At 68.3% G+C, this 17,669-nt stretch carries 17 protein-coding genes and 1 pseudogene; 3 read left to right on the forward strand and 15 right to left on the reverse strand.

The features are described from left to right. Positions 1-127: 127 nt before the first annotated feature. From OV287_RS34885 to OV287_RS34915, 7 genes are all read right to left on the reverse strand, one after another. The gene (locus OV287_RS34885) at positions 128-1,996 is read right to left on the reverse strand and encodes a DUF362 domain-containing protein (protein ID WP_267538363.1); all 1,869 of its coding nucleotides are present in this window, start codon (positions 1,994-1,996) and stop codon (positions 128-130) included. A gap of 182 nt (positions 1,997-2,178) precedes the next feature. Next, a complete protein-coding gene (locus OV287_RS34890) occupies positions 2,179-2,586 on the reverse strand; it encodes a DUF2085 domain-containing protein (RefSeq protein ID WP_267538364.1) in 408 nt (135 codons plus the stop codon). Position 2,587: 1 nt separating this feature from the next. After that, the gene (locus OV287_RS34895) at positions 2,588-3,619 is read right to left on the reverse strand and encodes an ABC transporter ATP-binding protein (RefSeq protein WP_267542467.1); all 1,032 of its coding nucleotides are present in this window, start codon (positions 3,617-3,619) and stop codon (positions 2,588-2,590) included. Further along, positions 3,616-4,608, reverse strand: coding sequence for an ABC transporter ATP-binding protein (locus OV287_RS34900; protein WP_267538365.1), 993 nt, complete (start codon positions 4,606-4,608; stop codon positions 3,616-3,618). The genes OV287_RS34895 and OV287_RS34900 overlap by 4 nt, the downstream gene beginning before the upstream one ends. Positions 4,609-4,646: 38 nt before the next feature. Beyond that, positions 4,647-5,726: a GspE/PulE/PilB domain-containing protein gene (locus tag OV287_RS34905; RefSeq protein ID WP_267538366.1), complete on the reverse strand. Its 1,080-nt coding sequence runs from the start codon at positions 5,724-5,726 to the stop codon at positions 4,647-4,649. 24 nt (positions 5,727-5,750) lie between these two features. Beyond that, complete coding sequence (locus OV287_RS34910; protein ID WP_267538367.1) at positions 5,751-6,497, reverse strand: cyclic di-GMP-binding domain-containing protein, MshE-related; 747 nt, start codon at positions 6,495-6,497, stop codon at positions 5,751-5,753. A 90-nt stretch (positions 6,498-6,587) separates the two neighbouring features. After that, positions 6,588-7,409 (reverse strand): DUF4292 domain-containing protein, encoded by an 822-nt coding sequence (locus OV287_RS34915; RefSeq protein ID WP_267538368.1) that lies wholly within the window; start codon positions 7,407-7,409, stop codon positions 6,588-6,590. 42 nt (positions 7,410-7,451) lie between these two features. On the opposite strand from OV287_RS34915, the gene OV287_RS34920 reads away from it, so the two are divergent. Next, entirely contained in the window at positions 7,452-8,171 is a 720-nt protein-coding gene (locus OV287_RS34920) for a MotA/TolQ/ExbB proton channel family protein (RefSeq protein WP_267538369.1), read from the forward strand. A 9-nt stretch (positions 8,172-8,180) separates the two neighbouring features. Beyond that, positions 8,181-8,633, forward strand: a complete 453-nt coding sequence (locus OV287_RS34925; RefSeq protein WP_267538370.1) for an ExbD/TolR family protein — start codon at positions 8,181-8,183, stop codon at positions 8,631-8,633. 5 nt (positions 8,634-8,638) lie between these two features. On the opposite strand, the gene OV287_RS34930 is transcribed toward OV287_RS34925, so the two are convergent. From OV287_RS34930 to OV287_RS34960, 7 genes and pseudogenes are all read right to left on the reverse strand, one after another. Beyond that, a complete protein-coding gene (locus tag OV287_RS34930) occupies positions 8,639-9,289 on the reverse strand; it encodes a tetratricopeptide repeat protein (RefSeq protein ID WP_267538371.1) in 651 nt (216 codons plus the stop codon). 61 nt (positions 9,290-9,350) lie between these two features. Next, positions 9,351-9,920 (reverse strand): annotated as a pseudogene (locus OV287_RS34935) (DsbA family oxidoreductase); the annotation flags it as partial. A 136-nt stretch (positions 9,921-10,056) separates the two neighbouring features. Then, positions 10,057-11,208 (reverse strand): prephenate dehydratase, encoded by a 1,152-nt coding sequence (gene pheA / locus OV287_RS34940; RefSeq protein ID WP_267538372.1) that lies wholly within the window; start codon positions 11,206-11,208, stop codon positions 10,057-10,059. 225 nt (positions 11,209-11,433) lie between these two features. Continuing rightward, a complete protein-coding gene (locus OV287_RS34945; protein WP_267538373.1) occupies positions 11,434-13,272 on the reverse strand; it encodes an acyl-CoA dehydrogenase in 1,839 nt (612 codons plus the stop codon). Positions 13,273-13,467: 195 nt separating this feature from the next. Continuing rightward, positions 13,468-14,133 (reverse strand): MaoC family dehydratase, encoded by a 666-nt coding sequence (locus OV287_RS34950; protein WP_267538374.1) that lies wholly within the window; start codon positions 14,131-14,133, stop codon positions 13,468-13,470. Then, entirely contained in the window at positions 14,133-14,582 is a 450-nt protein-coding gene (locus tag OV287_RS34955; RefSeq protein WP_267538375.1) for a MaoC family dehydratase N-terminal domain-containing protein, read from the reverse strand. The genes OV287_RS34950 and OV287_RS34955 overlap by 1 nt, the downstream gene beginning before the upstream one ends. Before the next feature lie 19 nt (positions 14,583-14,601). Further along, positions 14,602-15,603 carry an NAD(P)H-dependent amine dehydrogenase family protein gene (locus OV287_RS34960; RefSeq protein WP_267538376.1) on the reverse strand — a complete coding sequence of 334 codons (1,002 nt, stop codon included), beginning with the start codon at positions 15,601-15,603 and terminating at the stop codon, positions 14,602-14,604. 263 nt (positions 15,604-15,866) lie between these two features. Between OV287_RS34960 and OV287_RS34965 the strand changes: the two genes are divergently transcribed. After that, entirely contained in the window at positions 15,867-16,973 is a 1,107-nt protein-coding gene (locus tag OV287_RS34965) for an HD domain-containing phosphohydrolase (protein ID WP_267538377.1), read from the forward strand. 9 nt (positions 16,974-16,982) lie between these two features. On the opposite strand, the gene OV287_RS34970 is transcribed toward OV287_RS34965, so the two are convergent. Next, positions 16,983-17,630 (reverse strand): hypothetical protein, encoded by a 648-nt coding sequence (locus OV287_RS34970; RefSeq protein ID WP_267538378.1) that lies wholly within the window; start codon positions 17,628-17,630, stop codon positions 16,983-16,985. Positions 17,631-17,669: the final 39 nt, after the last annotated feature.

Below are 17,669 nucleotides of genomic sequence, written 5' to 3' on the forward strand. Positions count from 1 at the left end.
GATTTTGGCCCTCTGTAAGTGGCGAGAATGACAGGGAGCACGGGCTCTGTCATCAGGTCAGGCGCGCTCGCCCGTCCCGACAGGAGGGGCCCGCGCGAACCAGAGCAGGGCGAGCAGCCGAGCGAACTCACGGTCCAACCAGTGCACGCATGAGGGCCCGGTAGAGGCGCCAGAGCGGGCCCTGGCCCCGGCCGGACTTCGGCGGAAATGCCCGCGTGTCCATCTCCGGAAGGAACGCCGCGCCCCGGCCGCTGGCGAACTGCCAGACGGGAATCGAGAGCAGCCCCATCAGTGCGTGCAGTTCTGTCTGGTACGGGGCACGGAACCCGGGGATGGGCTCGTCGGGGCCTAGCACCCGGGTCGCGCCTTGCGGGTCACCGAACCAGTCGCACGCCAGCCGGAGGAGCGGGGACTGAAGAGGCTCGCCTCCCCCGAGGTGACGCGTTGCGATGAGATCCACGGCCAGCGCGTCCGCGCCCGCGTAGAGGCGCCGAGGCACGGGGGGCCGTCTGGAGCCGAGGATTCCGACCAGCCCATCCGCTGCGTGCTCGAAGGCGTCGATGACCGCGAAGTGTGGAGGGAAGTCGAGCAGGGGCATGAGCAGCGCTGTTTCGCGGCTGGCGAACCGCTCGGCGAAGAGGAACTCGTCGAAGCGGGCGCCCACCCCCTGAAGGGTGGCGATGGAGAGGTGCGTGAGATCGACGGGATGGCTCCGGGCCTTGGAGAACACGATGCGAAGGTCCGCGTCCCTCCAGGAGCGAGCGATCGTCGACTGCGCCATGCCGCGGCTGTAGTCATGCGGCACCTGCTCGGCTTCGAGATCGACGATGCGATAGGCGGGCGAGGTGAAGCCGAAGTAGCGCGCGACCTCGTGGACGCCCCGCTCGTCGAAGAAGCGGTCGTAGAGGTTCCCGGCATCGGCGACGGCGATGTCCTGAATGCCCAGCTCGCGAAGTCTCAGCGCCAGGGCCTCGACGAGCTCCGGGTCTGTGATGTTGGAGCGGTCGTCGCGGTGATAGCCCAGCATGAAGCTGACGCGCACGAGGACTCGAAGGGACGAGACCGGCCGCCCCACCGCCTCGGCCCTGGCACGGACCACGTCTATGAGACCAGCGTCCTCCACGGCCCGGCGGAGCGCGTCCTGCTTGGACTCCCCGGCTGGCGACACCTGGACGACGACGCGCCCCCCTCGTCCCACGGGGTGTAAGCGGAGGGGGTCCGAGCGAAGTGCACGAGGCAGGAACAGCTCGTCGGCTCGGCCCACCTCAGAGACCAGTGAGCCCGTGAGTGCAAGGACCGCATCACCCTCACTGAGCGTCTCCATGAGCGCGCGGAAGATGCGGGCGTGCTTGTCCTCGTCGGAGTGCATGCGCGAGAACCAGGTGCTCGCATCCGGAGGAAGCCCCGGCACCCGGGCGGCGACCTGGGCGATCCTCCTCCACCCGAGCGCGGCGCTCTCCTCCGCGTCCACCTGGAGCGCGCAATACTCGCGGAGCGTGAGCCGCCGGAGCTTGTGGCGCATGGGCCTCGGCACCTTGCCGCCCAGCCTTCCCAGGAGCATGACGAAGGACGCAATGAGCGTGGAGATGGGCGCGCGGGAGAACGACGTGTGGTGACGGACGGCGATGGCCCAGCCGGCGAGCGCGCCCGCGACATGTGAGAACCACGTGGCCACCCGGACGCGTACGGAGCCGATCCGAAGCAGCATGCCGCGCGTATAGGTGGCGTGCATCTCCTCGTCTCGCCAGGCCCAGGCAAGGGCCTGACGCATGAGGGCACGACTGTTCTCGGGCATGGCCACGGACGCGAGGCGCTCGCGCATCACCTCATCGCGGTACGCCACCGCGACGATGCGCTCGCGCTCGAGGGCGAGCAGCAGCAACGCGCGGAGTTCCTCGGTAGGCCGTCCACGAAACCGCTCCGCCCACGCGTCGAGCTTTCGCTGGAACTCCCCCGCGACCGTCTCAGTGCGCGAGGTCTCCTCGCCCTTCGTCATTGGCGCGCACTCTAGACCCAGCCAACGCGATGCGCGTGGGTGGATGACACCGAGCACAACGACGAGCAGACGAGCACCGCCAGCTTCTCGCTCGATGGGACATATGTGGCCTGGGGCCAGGGCGATTACACCATAGGGCTCTGGGCCATCGCGGACTGAAGCCACGGCCCCGCGTCCCGGGCCTACCGGTCTCCCTGCCCTTTGTACGTCATGAGCAGGACGGGGAGCGCGACCACGGCTACCAGGGCGGCCTGCCATACCAGCACCGCGGGCAGGGGCTTCTGGAGGTGGATGAACAACGAGCGGCCCAGGGCCACGCCGAGCAGCACTCCCGTGAGGGTTCGCACCGCGTTGGAGCCACCGGTCGGACGGAAGCGACCCACCGCCCAGTCCACGAGCGCCGGCAAGGTGAGGCCGAGCACCACCGGCACGTCCCAGTCCCACGATAGGGGCGCTCGCACCTTGAAGAGGCCCACCATCACGGCCAGCAGCACCGGGTACGTCCCCAGACAGCGCGCGCACACTCGCACGCCGCCGAGCAGGTACGTCCGGTTGTACTCCTCCTCATGGTGATGGCTGAGCCAGAACACCCTACCCTCCCACGCTCTGGGGCGCGCCCGCGTCCGGCCCGGCTGGAGTGACCTTCCGCGCCTCATCCTCTACCAGGAAGCACGCGGCGGTGTGTCCGTTGCCCAGTGCATACAGAGGCGGCGTCTCGCGCCGGCACCGCTCCATGGCGTACGGGCAGCGCGGGTGGAATGGGCACCCGGGCGGCGGCGCGAGCGGAGACGGCACGTCGCCCTGAAGGATGATGCGCGTCCGCTTGCGCTCGGGGTCCGGCACTGGCACCGCCGACAGCAGCGCCTGGGTGTACGGGTGGCGCGGCTTCCGGTAGAGGTCCGCCGCGTCCGCCAGCTCCACGATGCGGCCCAGGTACATCACCGCCACCCGGGTGGACACGTACTCGACGATCTTCAGGTCGTGCGCGATGAAGATGTACGTCAGCCCCAGCTCACGCTGCAGGTCCACCAGCAGGTTGACGATCTGCGCCTGGATGGAGACATCGAGCGCGCTGATGGGCTCGTCGGCGACCACCAGGTCCGGCCGCAGGGCGATGGCTCGGGCAATCCCAATGCGCTGGCGCTGCCCTCCCGAGAACTCACTCGGATAGCGGCCCAGTGCATCGCGCGGCAGGCCCATCAGGTCCAACAGCTCGGCCACCTTCGCCTCGCGCTCCCGGCCGCGCTCCAGCCCGTGGATGGCGAAGGGCTCGCCCAGGATGTCCCGCACCGTCATGCGCGGGTTGAGCGAGGCGTACGGATCCTGGAAGACAAGCTGCATCCGCCGCCGCAGGGGGCGCAGTTCGCGCTGGGACAGACCCGTCAGCTCACGGCCCTCGAAGCGGATGGAGCCCGCCGTCGGTTCCACGAGCCGCAGCAGCGTGCGCCCGAGGGTGCTCTTGCCGCAGCCACTCTCCCCCACCAGGCCGAGCGTCTCGCCACGCCGCACCTCGAAGCCCACCCCATCCACCGCCTTCACCGTGCCCCGCACGCGCCCCAGCAACCCCCCGCGTACCGGGAAGTGCGTCTTCAGCTCGCGGACCTGCAACAGGGGCTCGGTCATGGCGCGGGCACCGGGTTGTGGCACGCGGCCTCCTGGCCCTCGCGCTTGGCTTCCAGGGCCGGCTCCACCCGGGCGCAGATGTCCAGCGCGCGCTCGCATCGGTCGCGGAAGCGGCATCCCCCGGGCAGCCGGCGGAGGCTCGGCACCATTCCGGGGATCGTCTTCAACCGAGGGCGCGCCCCGGCCTCCCCCGTCTCCTGGAGGGCCGGAATCGAGCGCAGCAGCCCCGCCGTGTACGGGTGCGCTGGCTGACGGAAGAGCGCCTTCACCGGGGCCCGCTCCACCACCCGGCCCGCGTACATCACCACCACCGCGTCACAGCTCTCGGCCACCACGCCCAAGTCATGGGTGATGAGCATCACCGCCATGCGGCGCTCCGCCTGCAACCGCTCGAGCAGCTCCAGAATCTGCGCCTGGATGGTGACGTCCAACGCGGTGGTGGGCTCGTCCGCGATGAGCAGCTCCGGCCCACACGCGAGCGCAAGGGCGATCATCACCCGCTGGCGCATGCCGCCGGAGAGTTGGTGCGGGTAGCTGTCCACGCGCTGCTCGGGAGCGGGAATGCCCACCTGGCGCAGCATCTCCACCGAGTGCTCGCGTGCGGCGGCCTTCGACAACCCCTGGTGCAGCCGCACTCCCTCGCCGATCTGCTCGCCTACCGTGTACACGGGGTTGAGCGAGGTCATCGGCTCCTGGAACACCATGGAGAGGTGGCGCCCACGCATGCGGCGCATCTTCCCCTCGGGGAGCGTGAGGAGGTCTTCGCCCTGGAAGAGGATCTGCCCGCCCACCACTCGGCCGGGCGGCTCGGGCACCAGCCGCATCACCGAGAGCGCGGTGAGGCTCTTGCCACAGCCACTCTCCCCCACCACGCCCAGCGTGCCGCCAGGCGGAATGGAGAAGGACACGTCATCTACGGCCAGCACCGGGCCCTCCTCCAGGGAGAGCTGGGTCTTCAGTCCACGGACGTCGAGGAGAGGCTCGGACATGGGGCTCACGGCCGGGCCTCAACACCCGGCCCGGGGCATCACTTCCGGGACAGCTCCTCCAGGAACTCCTCCTCGCGGATGATGCGCTTGCGGATGAGGAGCCGGATGAGGCTGGCCACCATGCGCGCGGGCTTCACCTTCTCCGTGTGCAGCGTCGCCTCGGCGCCATCCGCCATCCGCTCGAGGTCCTCGAGCACCTTCAGGTCCTCATCGGTGATGTCCGGAGGCCGAGGGGCGGGAGGCGGCTGCGGCAGGCCCTTGGCGGCACCACCGAAGACGACCACCGGTACGCCCTTCGCGGCGGGCGAAGCCGACGGCTCGGGCTCAGGCTCACCGAGCAGCTCATCGAGGAGATCCTCGCTCTCCTGCGGGGGCGGAGGCGGAGGGGTCGCGGCAGCCTTGGACTTCGGCGAGGCCCGGGGGGTGATGAGGGTGATGTCCTCGTCATCCTCATCGAATGGCGGCGGGGCCGGGGGCGCCGGCGGCTTTGGCTTCAACGCGGACCTCGGGGAGATGAGGGTGAGACCGTCGTCGTCATCGGGGGGCGGCGGCGCGGAGGGCGCATCCCAATCGAGCAGGGCCGAGACAGCAGCGGCTGCCGAAGACAGCGGAGGGCTCTCGTTTACGGGCTCCAGCACCGGCGGGCCGCCGTCTTCCGGAGAGAGGAGCCCTACCATCGCCCGGCCGCTCACGAGGTCGAGCGCGCGGTCGATGTCGTCCTCGGCGGCGACGTGTACCCGAATGGGCTTGTTGAGCTGGAAGCTCAGCTCGCCCACCACGGTCAGGTCCGAGGGATCATCCACCGCCACGAGCAACCGCTCGCCACGGGCCTCCTTCTCGAGCCCGAACAGCACGAAGCGGTGCTCGGCCTGGAAGTCGAGCGAGACGAGCTCGCGCACCCGCTGGGGGATCTCCTCCGGGATCTGGACGAAGGGCAGATCAAACTGACGCGCCAGCGCCTGGGCTACGGCGGTGGGCTCGGTGAACCCCAGGGCGATGATGACTGACCCCAGGCGCTGTCCCTGGCCGTAGACCCGCTGCTGGCCGAGTGCCTTGCGGACTTGCTCTGGGTTGAGCGCGCCCGATTCGATGAGCAGCTCGCCGATCTTCTTGCGCATGGAAGGACGGGGGGATTGGACGGCTTAACGCTTGACCTTCGCCAGGTACTCATCGCGGGTGAAGACACCCTTCTCGATGAGCAGCTCCACCATGGCCTTGAGGGCCGCGACCTCCTTGCGCTGCACCTCCTCCACGCTGCGCAGGAGCTCCACCGGGCTGCCATTGCCGCCGCGCACCGAGGGCATCTCTCGCGAGGGCGAGGGCGGCATCGGGGCCGGGGCCGGAGTCCTCGCCGGAGCGGGAGGCGCGACCGGCGCATTCATGTTCTTGACGACGGTGCGGCCCTGGGCGTCCACCACCTTGAAGTTGGTGTCCGCGTCCGCCAGCTCGCCCTGGTCATCGTAGAAGCGCGCCATGGCCCGGGCGATGGCCGTCCGGCCGGCCACGTTGGGGACGATGCGGCACTTGGTGACGGCGCGCAGCTCGTCCAGCTGCCGCACGTTGAGCGGGTCCGAGATGGCCACCACCAGCGTCTTGTTATCGTCGCGAAGCTGCAGCGGCAGCACCGCGAAGTCCCGCGCTATCTGCAGCGGCACCTTGTTGAGCACGTGCTGGGGGATTTCCTTCACCGCGTCCAGGTTCACCGCGGGAATGGCGAGCTGCTTGGACAACGCCCTCACCAGGATGTCCTCGGACACGAGGTTCATCCGCACCAGGATCTCTCCCAGTTTGCCGCCCCACTTCGCCTGCTCCGCGAGCGCCGCCTTGAGCTGGCTCTCCTGGAGCACGTTCGCCTTGATCAGCAGTTCGCCAAGCTTGATCTGTGCCATGTCGCAGTTGTGGTGGGTCCGAACGGACCCGCCGGTCCAACCAGTGTACCTTGAGAATCCAACGATTGCCGCATTCTCGACGCCGCCCGCTCAAGAACCGGGCGAGGCAGGAGGCAGGGCGACGGGAGGCAGGGACTGGCCGCCCTCGTCCACCTCGACCACGGGGACATCCTCCGGAGCGGAGAGGTCGAAGAGGGTGAGGTCCGGGGACTCGTTGAGGGTGATGCCGGTGTAGCGCAGGCCGAGGGACATATCGGCCGTGGGGGCCCGGAGCGTCACATCGTGGGGGAAGACGAGCTCCCCCTGCTCCTTGAAGTGGTCGTACTCGAGGCCATAGGCCTGGAGGCCCCGCACCTCGCTGCGCACCACCCGAAGGTGCTTGGGGTGGACGTGAAGCACCTGGGACACCGCTCCCCTGTGCAGCGTGAGGACGTACATCCGCTCCTTCTCATCCAGGGAGAGCGTCATCCGGTCGGCGGGGATGAAGGGCACCTTGCCGAGCATCACGGAGACCAGCTCCTCGCTCGGCAGGGCCACGGGCAGGAAGCGCGAGAGGTTCCGAGGGGTCGCCGGCCCCTGGTAGAACTTGTTCTCCTGCGCCTGGAAGAGGCCGAAGCGCTGCCCGTCCGTGACGAGCACGGCGATGGGCCGGTTGAAGAAGTCGAACATCTCCACGCGCAGCAGGCCCGGCCGGGAGGCGGACAGCCAGGCCGAGACGGTACCGGAGCCTTGGGGCGACTCCACCCGGATCTTCCCGTCTCCCTGGAGGGTGGCCACCCGATCCTGGGCGGCGCTCACCAAGCGAAAGAGCTCCTCGGCCTGGGTGATGTGGCCCTGTGGACCGAAATCGATGCGCTTGGGACAACCTGAACATAAGAGAGCCAGGAAGATTGCTGCGGCTGCGCGGTTCATGGCTTTAGTCTCGCGCCAGGCCGACCTTCCTGGCCACCATTCATGAGCCTTTCCGACCTCCTCCACTACCTGCGCATCGGCGGCTTCACCCTCGCCTTCCTGCTCCTCGCCTCCGTGGTGGCCCTGGGTGTGGCCATCGAGCGGCTGATCGCTCTCTGGGGGGTGAGCGAGCGCTCCCGAGCCCTCGGGGACACCGTCCATAAGCACCTGCTGCGCGGGGACATCACCGCGGCCCGAACCGCCACCGAGCGCTCGGACGCCGCCGTGGCCGACATCTTCCTGGCGGGTTTCGACCGCTTCGAGCGCACCCGGGGAAGCTGTGACGGCGTGGAGTCGGCGGTGGAGCGCGAGCGCGCCCAGGTGGGCCTGCGGCTGCGCCGCAACCTGTGGATTCTGGCCACCATCGGCTCGCTGACGCCGTTCGTGGGCCTCTTCGGCACGGTGGCCGGCATCATGCGCTCCTTCAAGGACCTGGGCCTGGATGTGCAGGCGGGCGGCACGGGTGGCACGGCCGCGGTGATGACGGGCATCTCCGAGGCGCTGGTGGCCACGGCGGTGGGCATCCTCGTCGCAGTGCAGGCCATGGCCTTCTACAACTACTTCCAGGCGAGGCTGTCGCGTGTGCTCGTGGAGCTGCGGCTCCTGGGTGACGAGTTCGCCGAGCTGTTGCGCGAGCGTCCGATGAACGGCGCCTCGACTTCCGCTGCCACTCCTACTGCACCGGCTCCGGTGGACGCGTCGCGTTCCCAGCCGGAGGCCTGAGGTCCACCCATGGCGATGGGCAAGACTCCAGGAGATCCCGACGGCAACGGCGAGGACGTCGGCTTCGCGGAGATCAACATCACTCCGCTGACCGACATCTTCCTCGTGCTCCTCATCATCTTCATGGTGACGAGCTCGGTCATCGTGCAGCAGGCCCCGGGCGGCGCGCAGACGGGCCTCAAGGTGAACCTGCCCAAGGGCGGCACCACCGACGTCACGGCGCGCGCCACCGACCTGTCCGTGGCCGTGCTCGTGGACGGGCGCTTCGTGCTGGGTGGCAACGTGGTCAGCGAGGACGAGCTCAAGCGCGCCTTCGCCAAGGCCCAGCAGGAGAACCCGGACACCATCGTCATCGTCCAGGCCGACGAGGGCGTCCCCCACGGCACCGTGGTGCTGGTGATGGAGATGGCCAAGAGCGTTGGGCTCGGCCAGCTCGCCATCGGCGTGCGCGACTCGCGGTAGAAGCCCTAGCCTCCCGCGGGCGCGTTGCGCAGCCATCGCCACAGCGCGCCCAGGCTCGGAGAGACCCGGAACATCGTCCAACGCACCTGCCGGAGCTGTGCACCCTTCAGCTCCTTCACCATCGGGTCGAGCAACGCCATCGCCTCGGCCGGCAGATACTGCCGGGACAGCAGCAGCGCCAGGTCCAATCTCGGATCGAAGAGCGTGGGCTCCAGCGCGAGCGCCTCCTTCAGCAGGGCGATGGCCTCCCGGCGCTCGTCCTTGCCGCGCAGGAGGAGCCGGCCGCGCAGGAACATCTTCACCGCGTCCGCGCGGCGTCCCTTCGCGAGGTTCATCTGCGCCACCTGCTGCCAGAGGTTCACCTGCGTGGGGAACGTCTCCGCCGCCTGCGTGTAGACGGCCAGCGCCTTGTCCGCGAACCCCTTGTCGAGGTGCCCCTGAGCCGCCGTGCGGAAGCTCTGGAGCGAGGCCTCGGCCTCATTCACGCGAGCCAGCAGCGGTGCCAGCTTCACGTGGACGGCCGGATCCTTCGGCTCCATCTCTAGCGCCTTGCGGTACCCGGCGATCGCTTTCTTCAGCTTGCCCTTGGACCGAGCGACATCAGCCTCGGTGATGATTTCCGAGCGAGTGGGCGGCTCTTTCTTTCCGAAGAGCATGGCGAGCCCATTCTACCCCGGCGCGGCAACTCCCGAGAGAGTTGCCAGACGGGCGGAAATTTCAACCCAGATGCGGTGCGCGCGGCTTGATGCCCAGGCGCGCCATCGCCTGCTGGAAGACGGCGTACTCCTGGGCGCCCTGCAGGGCGAAGCGGTCAGCGAGAATGAAGGTAGGCACAGCCTGAATGCCCATCTCCTGCGCCTCGCGGACGGCGTCCTCGACCACCTGACGGTAGCGGCCCTCTTCCACCGCCCGATGCATCACCTCGGGGTCCAGTCCGGCCTCCTGCGCCGCACCTCGGAGCGTGTCCCACTGCCACAGGTCCTGCCCCTCGCTCCAATAGCGCCGCAGCAGCGCCGCATGGAACGGCTCGAGCCTTCCCTGGTCCCGGGCGAACTCCGCCGCCTGGTGCGCGCGCCGCGTCGAGGGGATGACGTCGCGCTCCACCATCTTCAACCCAGCCGCGGCCGCTCGACGTTTGAGTGGATTGTTCGGGTCCTTCATCCGCTCGCGCACGTAGGCCGGCAGGGGCAACCCCTCTGGCGGCGTCTCCGGGCGCAGGAAGAATGGACGCCAGTCCACCTGGACGTCGTACTCCTTCTTCAGCTTCTCGACCTCCACGAGGCCGACGTAGCACCACGGTCAGACGAAGTCCGACCACACCCTGATCGTCACGATCTCGCTCATGAGGCACACCTAACATCGCCGGAGACCGCCTGCCACTCCCTCCCGTGCTCAGGGGCGGGAGTGACAGGCGCTCGACAGCTCAGAGGATACGGCGCGAGCGCGGATAGCTGCCGAGGACGAAAAGCTCACGGCAGTGGGTCTGGGCCTGCTCGACGGCGCTGATCATGGCCGGGTCCTCCCGGTGGCCGAGCGCATCGACGAAGAACGTATACGTCCACCGCTCCCGGCCCCGTGGCCGCTTGTCGATGTGCGAGAGGTTGATGCCGGCGGACTGGAACGCACCGAGCACCTCCACCAGCGCGCCGGGCTTGTCGTCGGTGGTGAACATGATCGACGTCTTGTCATCGCCGGTCGGCCGGGCGTGCTGCCGGGCGATGATGACGAAGCGGGTGATGTTGTTCGGGTCGTCCTCGATGCGAGGGAAGAGGACGTTGAGCCCGTAGAGCTGCCCGGCGAGCGCCGAGCCGATGGCAGCCGAGCCGGGCTCGGCACCGATCTCCAGGGCCTTGCGGCACTCCTCGGCGGCGATCTGCGCGGCGCGCGAGCTGCTGGCCGCGGGCATGAGCTCGACGCCGGGGTACTGGGTGCTCAGCCAGTGGCGACACTGCTGGAAGATCTCCGGCTTGGAGTGGATGCGCCGGACCTGGCTGGGCTGGCAGTTGGCCAGCAGGGCGTGGTGAACGGAGAGCTGCACCTCGCCGTAGATGGAGATCTGATGGGCGTTGGCCTTGAAGGCATCGAGCGTCTCCACGATGCCGCCGCCCACCGAGTTCTCGATGGGCACGAGCCCGTAGTTGACGTGCCCGCGACTCACCTCGGTGAACACACCGCCAATCTCCCGCAAGTCCTCGTAGTCCACGGAGGAGGCAAACTGCTTGACGGCGGCGGCGTGCGAGTTGGAGCCAGGCGGGCCCAGGTAGCCAATCCGCAGCGGCTGCTCGAGCGCGAAGGAGCCGCTCATCAGCTCGCGGTAGATGCCCTCCATGGCGCGGTCACTCAGGGGTCCCTTGTTGGACGCCAGGACCTTGCGCAGCACCTCGGCCTCGCGGTGCGGCGCGTAGATGGGAGTGCCCTCGACGCGCTTGGTCTTGCCCACCTCCACGACGAGGCTGGCCCGCTCGTTCAGGAGCCGAACCAGGCGCTGGTCCACGGCATCGATCTTCCGGCGCAGTTCCTGGAGCTGGGACGAATCCTTGGGCTTGGCCGGGGGGAGCGTACCCGCGAGAGGCACGGGGGCCACTGCGCGGGGCCCACGGGAGGGACGACTGCTCTTCTTTCGGGTCTTCCTGGTGGCCATCGGTCTCCAGCGCGGTTGAGCACGGAAGACGGGATTCTCCCTCAGGAACCCCGGAGACGCACTGGAAGTGTTCACCCCGGGCTCCCGAGCCCCGCACCCCGACCCCCTCCCAGTGGGAGAGGGAGGGAGCGAGGGCCAGGAGCACCTCGGGCTTCGACGTCAGATGCTGCCGAAGGCGATGTTGGAGATCTCCACCGACGAGGTGTCCTCGAGCGCCAGCGTCCGCGCCGCCTGCTCCACGTTGGGCAGCACGTTGCGCGCGTACCACAGCGCGCTCCACTTCTTGCCCTCGTAGAAGGCCTTCTCGTCGCCCGTGGCCTTCTCACCCACGCGCTCGGCGATGATGGCCGCGTCCAGCAGCAGCCAGCCCACCGCCAGCTCCGACATCATGTTCAGGAAGCGGTTGGCCGACAGCGGGATGAGCGTCATCTTCGCCGGATCCTGCGACCAGCCCAGCACGGCCATGGCGCTCGCCATCACGCCCTCCTGCGCCGCCGCCAGCAGCTTCACCGCGTCGCCGTACACCTTGTGCTCGCGGTTGGCCTCGATGAACCCGCCCACGTCCGCCATGAACTGCTGGAAGTTCGCACCGCCCGACTGCCCCATCTTGCGGCCCACCAAATCCATCGCCTGGATGTGGTTGGTGCCCTCGTAGATGGAGAAGATCTTCGAGTCGCGCGTGTACTGCTCCACCGGGTAGTCCTGGCAGTAGCCGGCGCCGCCGTACACCTGGATGGCCTGCGCGCACAGCCGGAACGCCTGGTCCGACGCGTACGACTTCACCAGCGGAGTCAGCAGCTCCACCTGCCCGCGGTGGTAGGCCGCCTGGTCATCGTCCTTGCCCGCCAGCATGTGCGCCTTGTCCGTGTGCATGGCCAGCTTGACGATGAGCGCGCGGATGCCCTCCACGTGCGCCTTCATCTCCAGCAGCATGCGGCGTACGTCCGGGTGCTCGATGATGGCCACGCGCGGCGCCGACGGATCCTTCCACTTGCTCAGGTGCGCGCCCTGCTTGCGGTCCTTCGAGTACTCCAGCGCGTTGAAGTAGGCCGCGCTCGCCAGCGACACACCCTGGATGCCCACCGCGATGCGCGCGCCGTTCATCATCTTGAACATCTGGCTCATGCCGACGTTCTCGATGCCGCCCACCAGCTCGCCCACACAGCCGTCATTCTCGCCGAAGTTCAGCACACATGTGGCAGACGCCTTGATGCCCATCTTGTGCTCGATGGAGCCCACCGAGACGTCGTTGCCACCCGCCAGGCTGCCGTCCGCCTTCACGCGGATCTTCGGCACGATGAAGAGCGACAGGCCCTTGGTGCCCGGCGCAGCGCCATCGATGCGCGCCAGCACCAGGTGGATGACGTTCTCCGCCAGGTCGTGGTCACCGCCCGAGATGAAGATCTTCGTGCCGCGGATGCTGTAGGTGCCGTCCGCGTTCTTGCGCGCGGTGGACTTGGCCGCGCCCACGTCCGAGCCGGCATGCGGCTCGGTGAGGCACATGGTGCCGCCCCAGGTGCCGTTGAGCATGCGCTCCACGTACAGCTTCTTCTGCTCCGGCGTGCCGCACTCGGCGATCAGCTCCGCCGCGCCGAAGGCCAGGCCCGGGTACATGTTGAAGGCCGAGTTGGCGCCCGAGAGGATCTCCTCGATGAGCACCTGGAGCATGATGGGGCCGCCCTGGCCGCCGTGGTCCGGGCTCACCGCCACCGTCTTGAAGCCCTGCTCGTAGAGCTTCTTCCACGCGTCCTTGAAGCCCTTGGGGGTGATGACCGCGCCGTTCTCCAGCCGGCAGCCCTCACGGTCTCCCGTGGAGTTGAGGGGCCCGAGGACCTCCCGGGCGAAGCGGTACGTCTCCTGGAGGACGGCCCGCGCCTCGTCCGGCCCCCACGCATCGAACGGGGCCTGCCCCGCGACCTGGCCGAAGCCGAACTGCTCGAAGAGCGTGAAGAAGATTTCCCGAAGATCGGTCTTGTAGGTGTTGATGCCGGCGGACATGGCCCCTCCCGTACGTTGGTGGGCTCACGGCCGCCAGAATCGACGGTCCGCGGCCCCAATTGGGACACGCAAAGGTTACGTCGGTTGATTCGAGAGTCAATCCCGATTGACTTCCGAATCAATCAAAAGTGACGCCTTGCGTAAGAGCGGCGAGGGGTTGCTCGCCGCCCAAGGGAGGGATTGGGGGAGAAAGACCTACTTCTTGGCCTTCTTCGCGGCCGCCGAGGCCTGAGAGGCAGCGGGCGCGGTGGCCAGCTTGGCAGCCGGCTTGGAGCCGGTGGTCTTCTTGCCGGACATGCTGGCGGACCTGCGCTCGTCGTCCTCCTCGGAGCCATCGGACGTCTGGGCGGCGGAGGCCTGGAGGAGGCTCTCGCGCGGCACTTCGACGACGATGGGGGACTGGCCAGCGCGCTGCCGGTTCTCGTCCTCCAGCGAGTAGAAGAGCTGGATGGCGGAGTTGCCCTTCATCACCAGCTCACCGCGCTGGTTCTCCGCCCACAGCTCCACCTCGACGAAGTAGCGGCCACCCTCGCCGTGCCGGTCGCTCACGCGGCCCTTGCAGACGACGGTGTCACCGGGCCACACCATCTTGATGAAGCGCACGTTGTAGCGCCGCAGCTGACCGCCGCGGGCCCAGTCGCTGATGAGCTGGCCCAGCATGCCCATGACGAGCATGCCCGGGGCATACACGGAGGGCATGCCCACGCTCTTGGCGTACACCTCGTCCACGTGGACGGGATTGAAGTCGCCCGAGGCGCCGGCGTAGCGAGAGAGCTGGACGCGATCGATGGGGGCCTTGGCCAACGCCGGCAGCTCGTCGCCGACGCGGATGCCTTCGAAATAGAGCTTGCGCGCGGGCATTACGGATTCTCCTTGGCGGCGCGGACGATGAGCGTCCGGCGGGCGCGGAACACGAGGTTGCCCTCCTCGTCCCGCCCCTCATCCTCGATGACGGCGACATCCATCTTGCCGGCCGGGCCCGTGCGCTCGAGCACGTCCGCGACCCGGGTGGCGACGAAGATGCGGTCGCCGGAGAAGATGGGGCGCTCGTACTCGAAGGACTGCTCGGCGTGCAGCAGACTCTTGATGCCCACCCCCAACAGCTCGCGCAAGTCCGCCGCCGAGCTGAAGGACGCGGGGAAGGTAGGCGGGGCCACCACGGTGGGGTAACCCGAGGCCCGCGCATACTCCTCGTCGTAATAGATGGGGTTGTAATCGCCGAGGGACTCGGCGAAGCGCCGGATGGCGCCCTTCTCCACCTCGTTCAGGAACGGCGGGGAGGCCCGGCCGATCGCGTTCTTGTCCAGCATGTCCCTCTCCCTTTTGCCTTCAACGACCGGCCGGTAGCTCGAGCACGGTCAAGAGACCGGCTTCAGCAGCCGTCACGCGCGGGGCAGCGTTCACCAGCGTGTTGGCGGTGGCCCGGTCACCGGGCACGCCCCCGCGAATCTCCAGCACCAGCTTCGGGTCCGACTCAATCTCGATGCGATCTCCCGGATTGTCAGCCCCCACCGCGATGGTGAGCTCCAACCGGACCCGCTCCTGCCCTTCCTCCAGACCCACCGCGGACTGGAAGATTCCCGCCACCCGGCCCTTCTTCACAGGGAAGGCACCATCCAGGATGTCCTCCTCGGCGAAGACGGGGACGATCTCCTCTTCGAAGTCGTCGCAGTCCATGCCGAGCCCCAGCGCGCACAGGGCCGCGCTCTCCACCAGCCCCACGTGCCCCATCTGATCCTTGTCCACCAGGGCGAAGAACTCGTCCTCGGACAGGCCCGCGCCCACCTTGCGCTGCAGGGCTTCGCGCCGGGTGCGCGCGTCCACCACGCGCGTCACCGTGGCATGGCGCACCGGGCCGCACGCCTGGCCCGCCACCGCCACCAGGCGATCCATCACGAAGCCCGGGTTGACGCCGGTGCCGAGCACCGCCACGCCGGCGGCTTGCGCCGCGCGCTCCAGCTTCTCGGCCATCTCGGGGTACTTGAGGAAGGGAAAGGCCAGCTCCTCACAGGTGGAGACCACCGGCAGGCCCAGCTTGAGCGCGTCGAGCAGCTGCTCCATCACCTGCTCGAGCCGCGAGCCCGTGGCATGCAGCAGCACGGCGCCCTTGCGCCGGCCCACCGCCGCCTCCAGCGAGCTGACCACCTTCACCTTCGGTCCGGGACCCCCGAGCACCTCCGCCAAGGGGCGCCCCACCAACTGGGGATTGGCATCCACCGCGCCGATCAGCTCCACCTCAGGTGAGAGCTGGGCCGCTCTGGCGATCTCCTGCCCGATGAATCCCAACCCCATGACCACCACCGGGACCGGCCCTGCGGAGGCTCTAGGCATCGGAGAACTCTCCAAAAATCAAGGAGTTACACCACAATGCAGCAATGGGCGCACCATAGACCACCCCCAGCCGGACAGGCAAGCGGCTCGTGAGCCCGGCAGACCCCACCCTTCCAGAAAGAACAGAGGTTACGAGGGGTTGTAAACCGAGCAAGAGTGCAAGCCCACACCTAGCGGGTGTGACCTTTGGGCGCGAAGCCGTGTATAACGGCCCGGTTTCTTCAACGTCCGTCCCTATTACGAAGGGTTGGGAGGCTGTGTTCATGGACCGCATCCTGGTGGTGGATGACGATCCCCTCATTCTGGCCGCGCTGTCGCGGATCCTCCAGTCGGAGGGCTACGAGGTCGTCACCCACACGGATCCTGCCCAGGCCGCCAAGGAAGAAGGCTTCCAGGTGGTGCTGACGGACTTCATGATGCCGTTGCTCAACGGCGTGGAGCTCCTGCGGACGCTGCGCGAGAAGAACCCGCGTGCGGTGCGCCTGATGCTCACTGCGGCGGCGGACTTCCGTACGGCGTCCGAGGCGGTCAACAGGGGAGAGGTGTTCCGTCTGCTGGGCAAGCCCTGGTCGCTCAGTGAGCTGACCAGTGCCGTGCGGCAGGCCTTCGAGCACTTCAAGCTGGTGGAGTCCAACGAGCGGCTCACGCGAGAGGTGGCTGAGAAGAACGCGGAGCTGACGACGATCAACCGCGACCTCGAGCGCATGGTGGTGGAGCGCACCAACGGCCTGCTGGACGGGCTCATCAGCGCGCTGGACTACCGCGATACCGAGACGCAGTGGCACTCGCGCCGCGTGTCGCTCTACTCGCGCCGCATTGGCGAGGAGATTGGCCTGACGCCCACGCAGCTCGAGGTGGTGGAGCAGGGAGCGCTGCTGCACGACATCGGGAAGATCGGCGTGAGCGACACCATCCTGCTCAAGCCCGGACCGCTCTCCCCCGAGGAGTGGGTGGAGATGCGCAAGCATCCCGAGTACGGGTACAAGATTCTGGCGAAGATGCCCTACCTGCACGAGGCGTCGCTGATCGTGCTGCACCACCAGGAGCGGTGGGACGGCAAGGGCTACCCGCAGGGGCTCAAGGGCAAGGACATCGTGATCGGCGCGCGCATCTTCGCCATCGCGGACACGGTGGACGCCATCACCTCGGACCGCCCGTACCGCAAGGGCCGGCCGATGTCCGTGGCGCGCGATGAGATCAAGCGCTGCTCGGGCACGCAGTTCGACCCGGAGCTGTCCGAGGCCTTCCTGCGCATTCCGGACGCGGAGTGGCAGCGCATCCGCAAGAAGGTCGAGGACATGGAGAACGCGGAGAACGCGCTCTGGGCCGGCTTCACGCCGGGCAAGGTGCCCAACCGCGTCGCGAGCTGAGCGCGTCCTTCACGGGAGCGCGCCCTTGCCCACGAAGGCGCGCAGCCAGGTCACCTCGCTGCGCGCCCGTGATTCCAGCAGTTGCTCCGAAAGCGAGCGCAGCGGCCACCGGTCGAGCGCGGCCCGGAGAGAAGTCATGACGGCCGCGTGCATTTCGTCCTCGCGCGCGAAGGCCTCCCGTTGGTTGCGGCCATGCAGCAGGCTCCCGGCCCCGGACGCCACCATCGTGTGCTCCAGCAGCGAGGACTGCTCGGTGAGTTGGCTCCCGATGCGCCAGAGCATGCGCCCCATCCTGCGGCGCTCGTCCTCGGAGAGCCGCTCCCGGGTGGCTGCGGCACGCCTGAGCAGCAGGCTCACACCGCGATGGCCGAGAGCCCGCTCCGCTATCGCGAAGGCAGCACCCCCGGAGCCGGGCACCGCCATCTCCTTCAAGCCTCGCCGTGACTCCAGGAATGGCCGGGTGAAGGAGTCCTCCTTCCAGGTGGGGAGCACTGAGATGGCTTCGAGCTGGTCCAGTTCCTGGGGATCGAGCGATTCATCCCGCTCGGTTCCCGCCAGGAGGTGGAACAAGCGAAGCCGCATGGCCTGGGGGTAGGACCCGGCGAGCTGAGTGAAACGCTGGCGCAGCACCGGCACGGCCTCCTTCCGGACGGTCACCGCGAGCCGCTGATCGCGCAACAGATCGAACGCCGCAAC

The sequence above is a fragment of the Archangium lansingense genome, from assembly GCF_026626635.1.
Classification (GTDB): Bacteria; Myxococcota; Myxococcia; order Myxococcales; family Myxococcaceae; genus Archangium; species Archangium lansingense.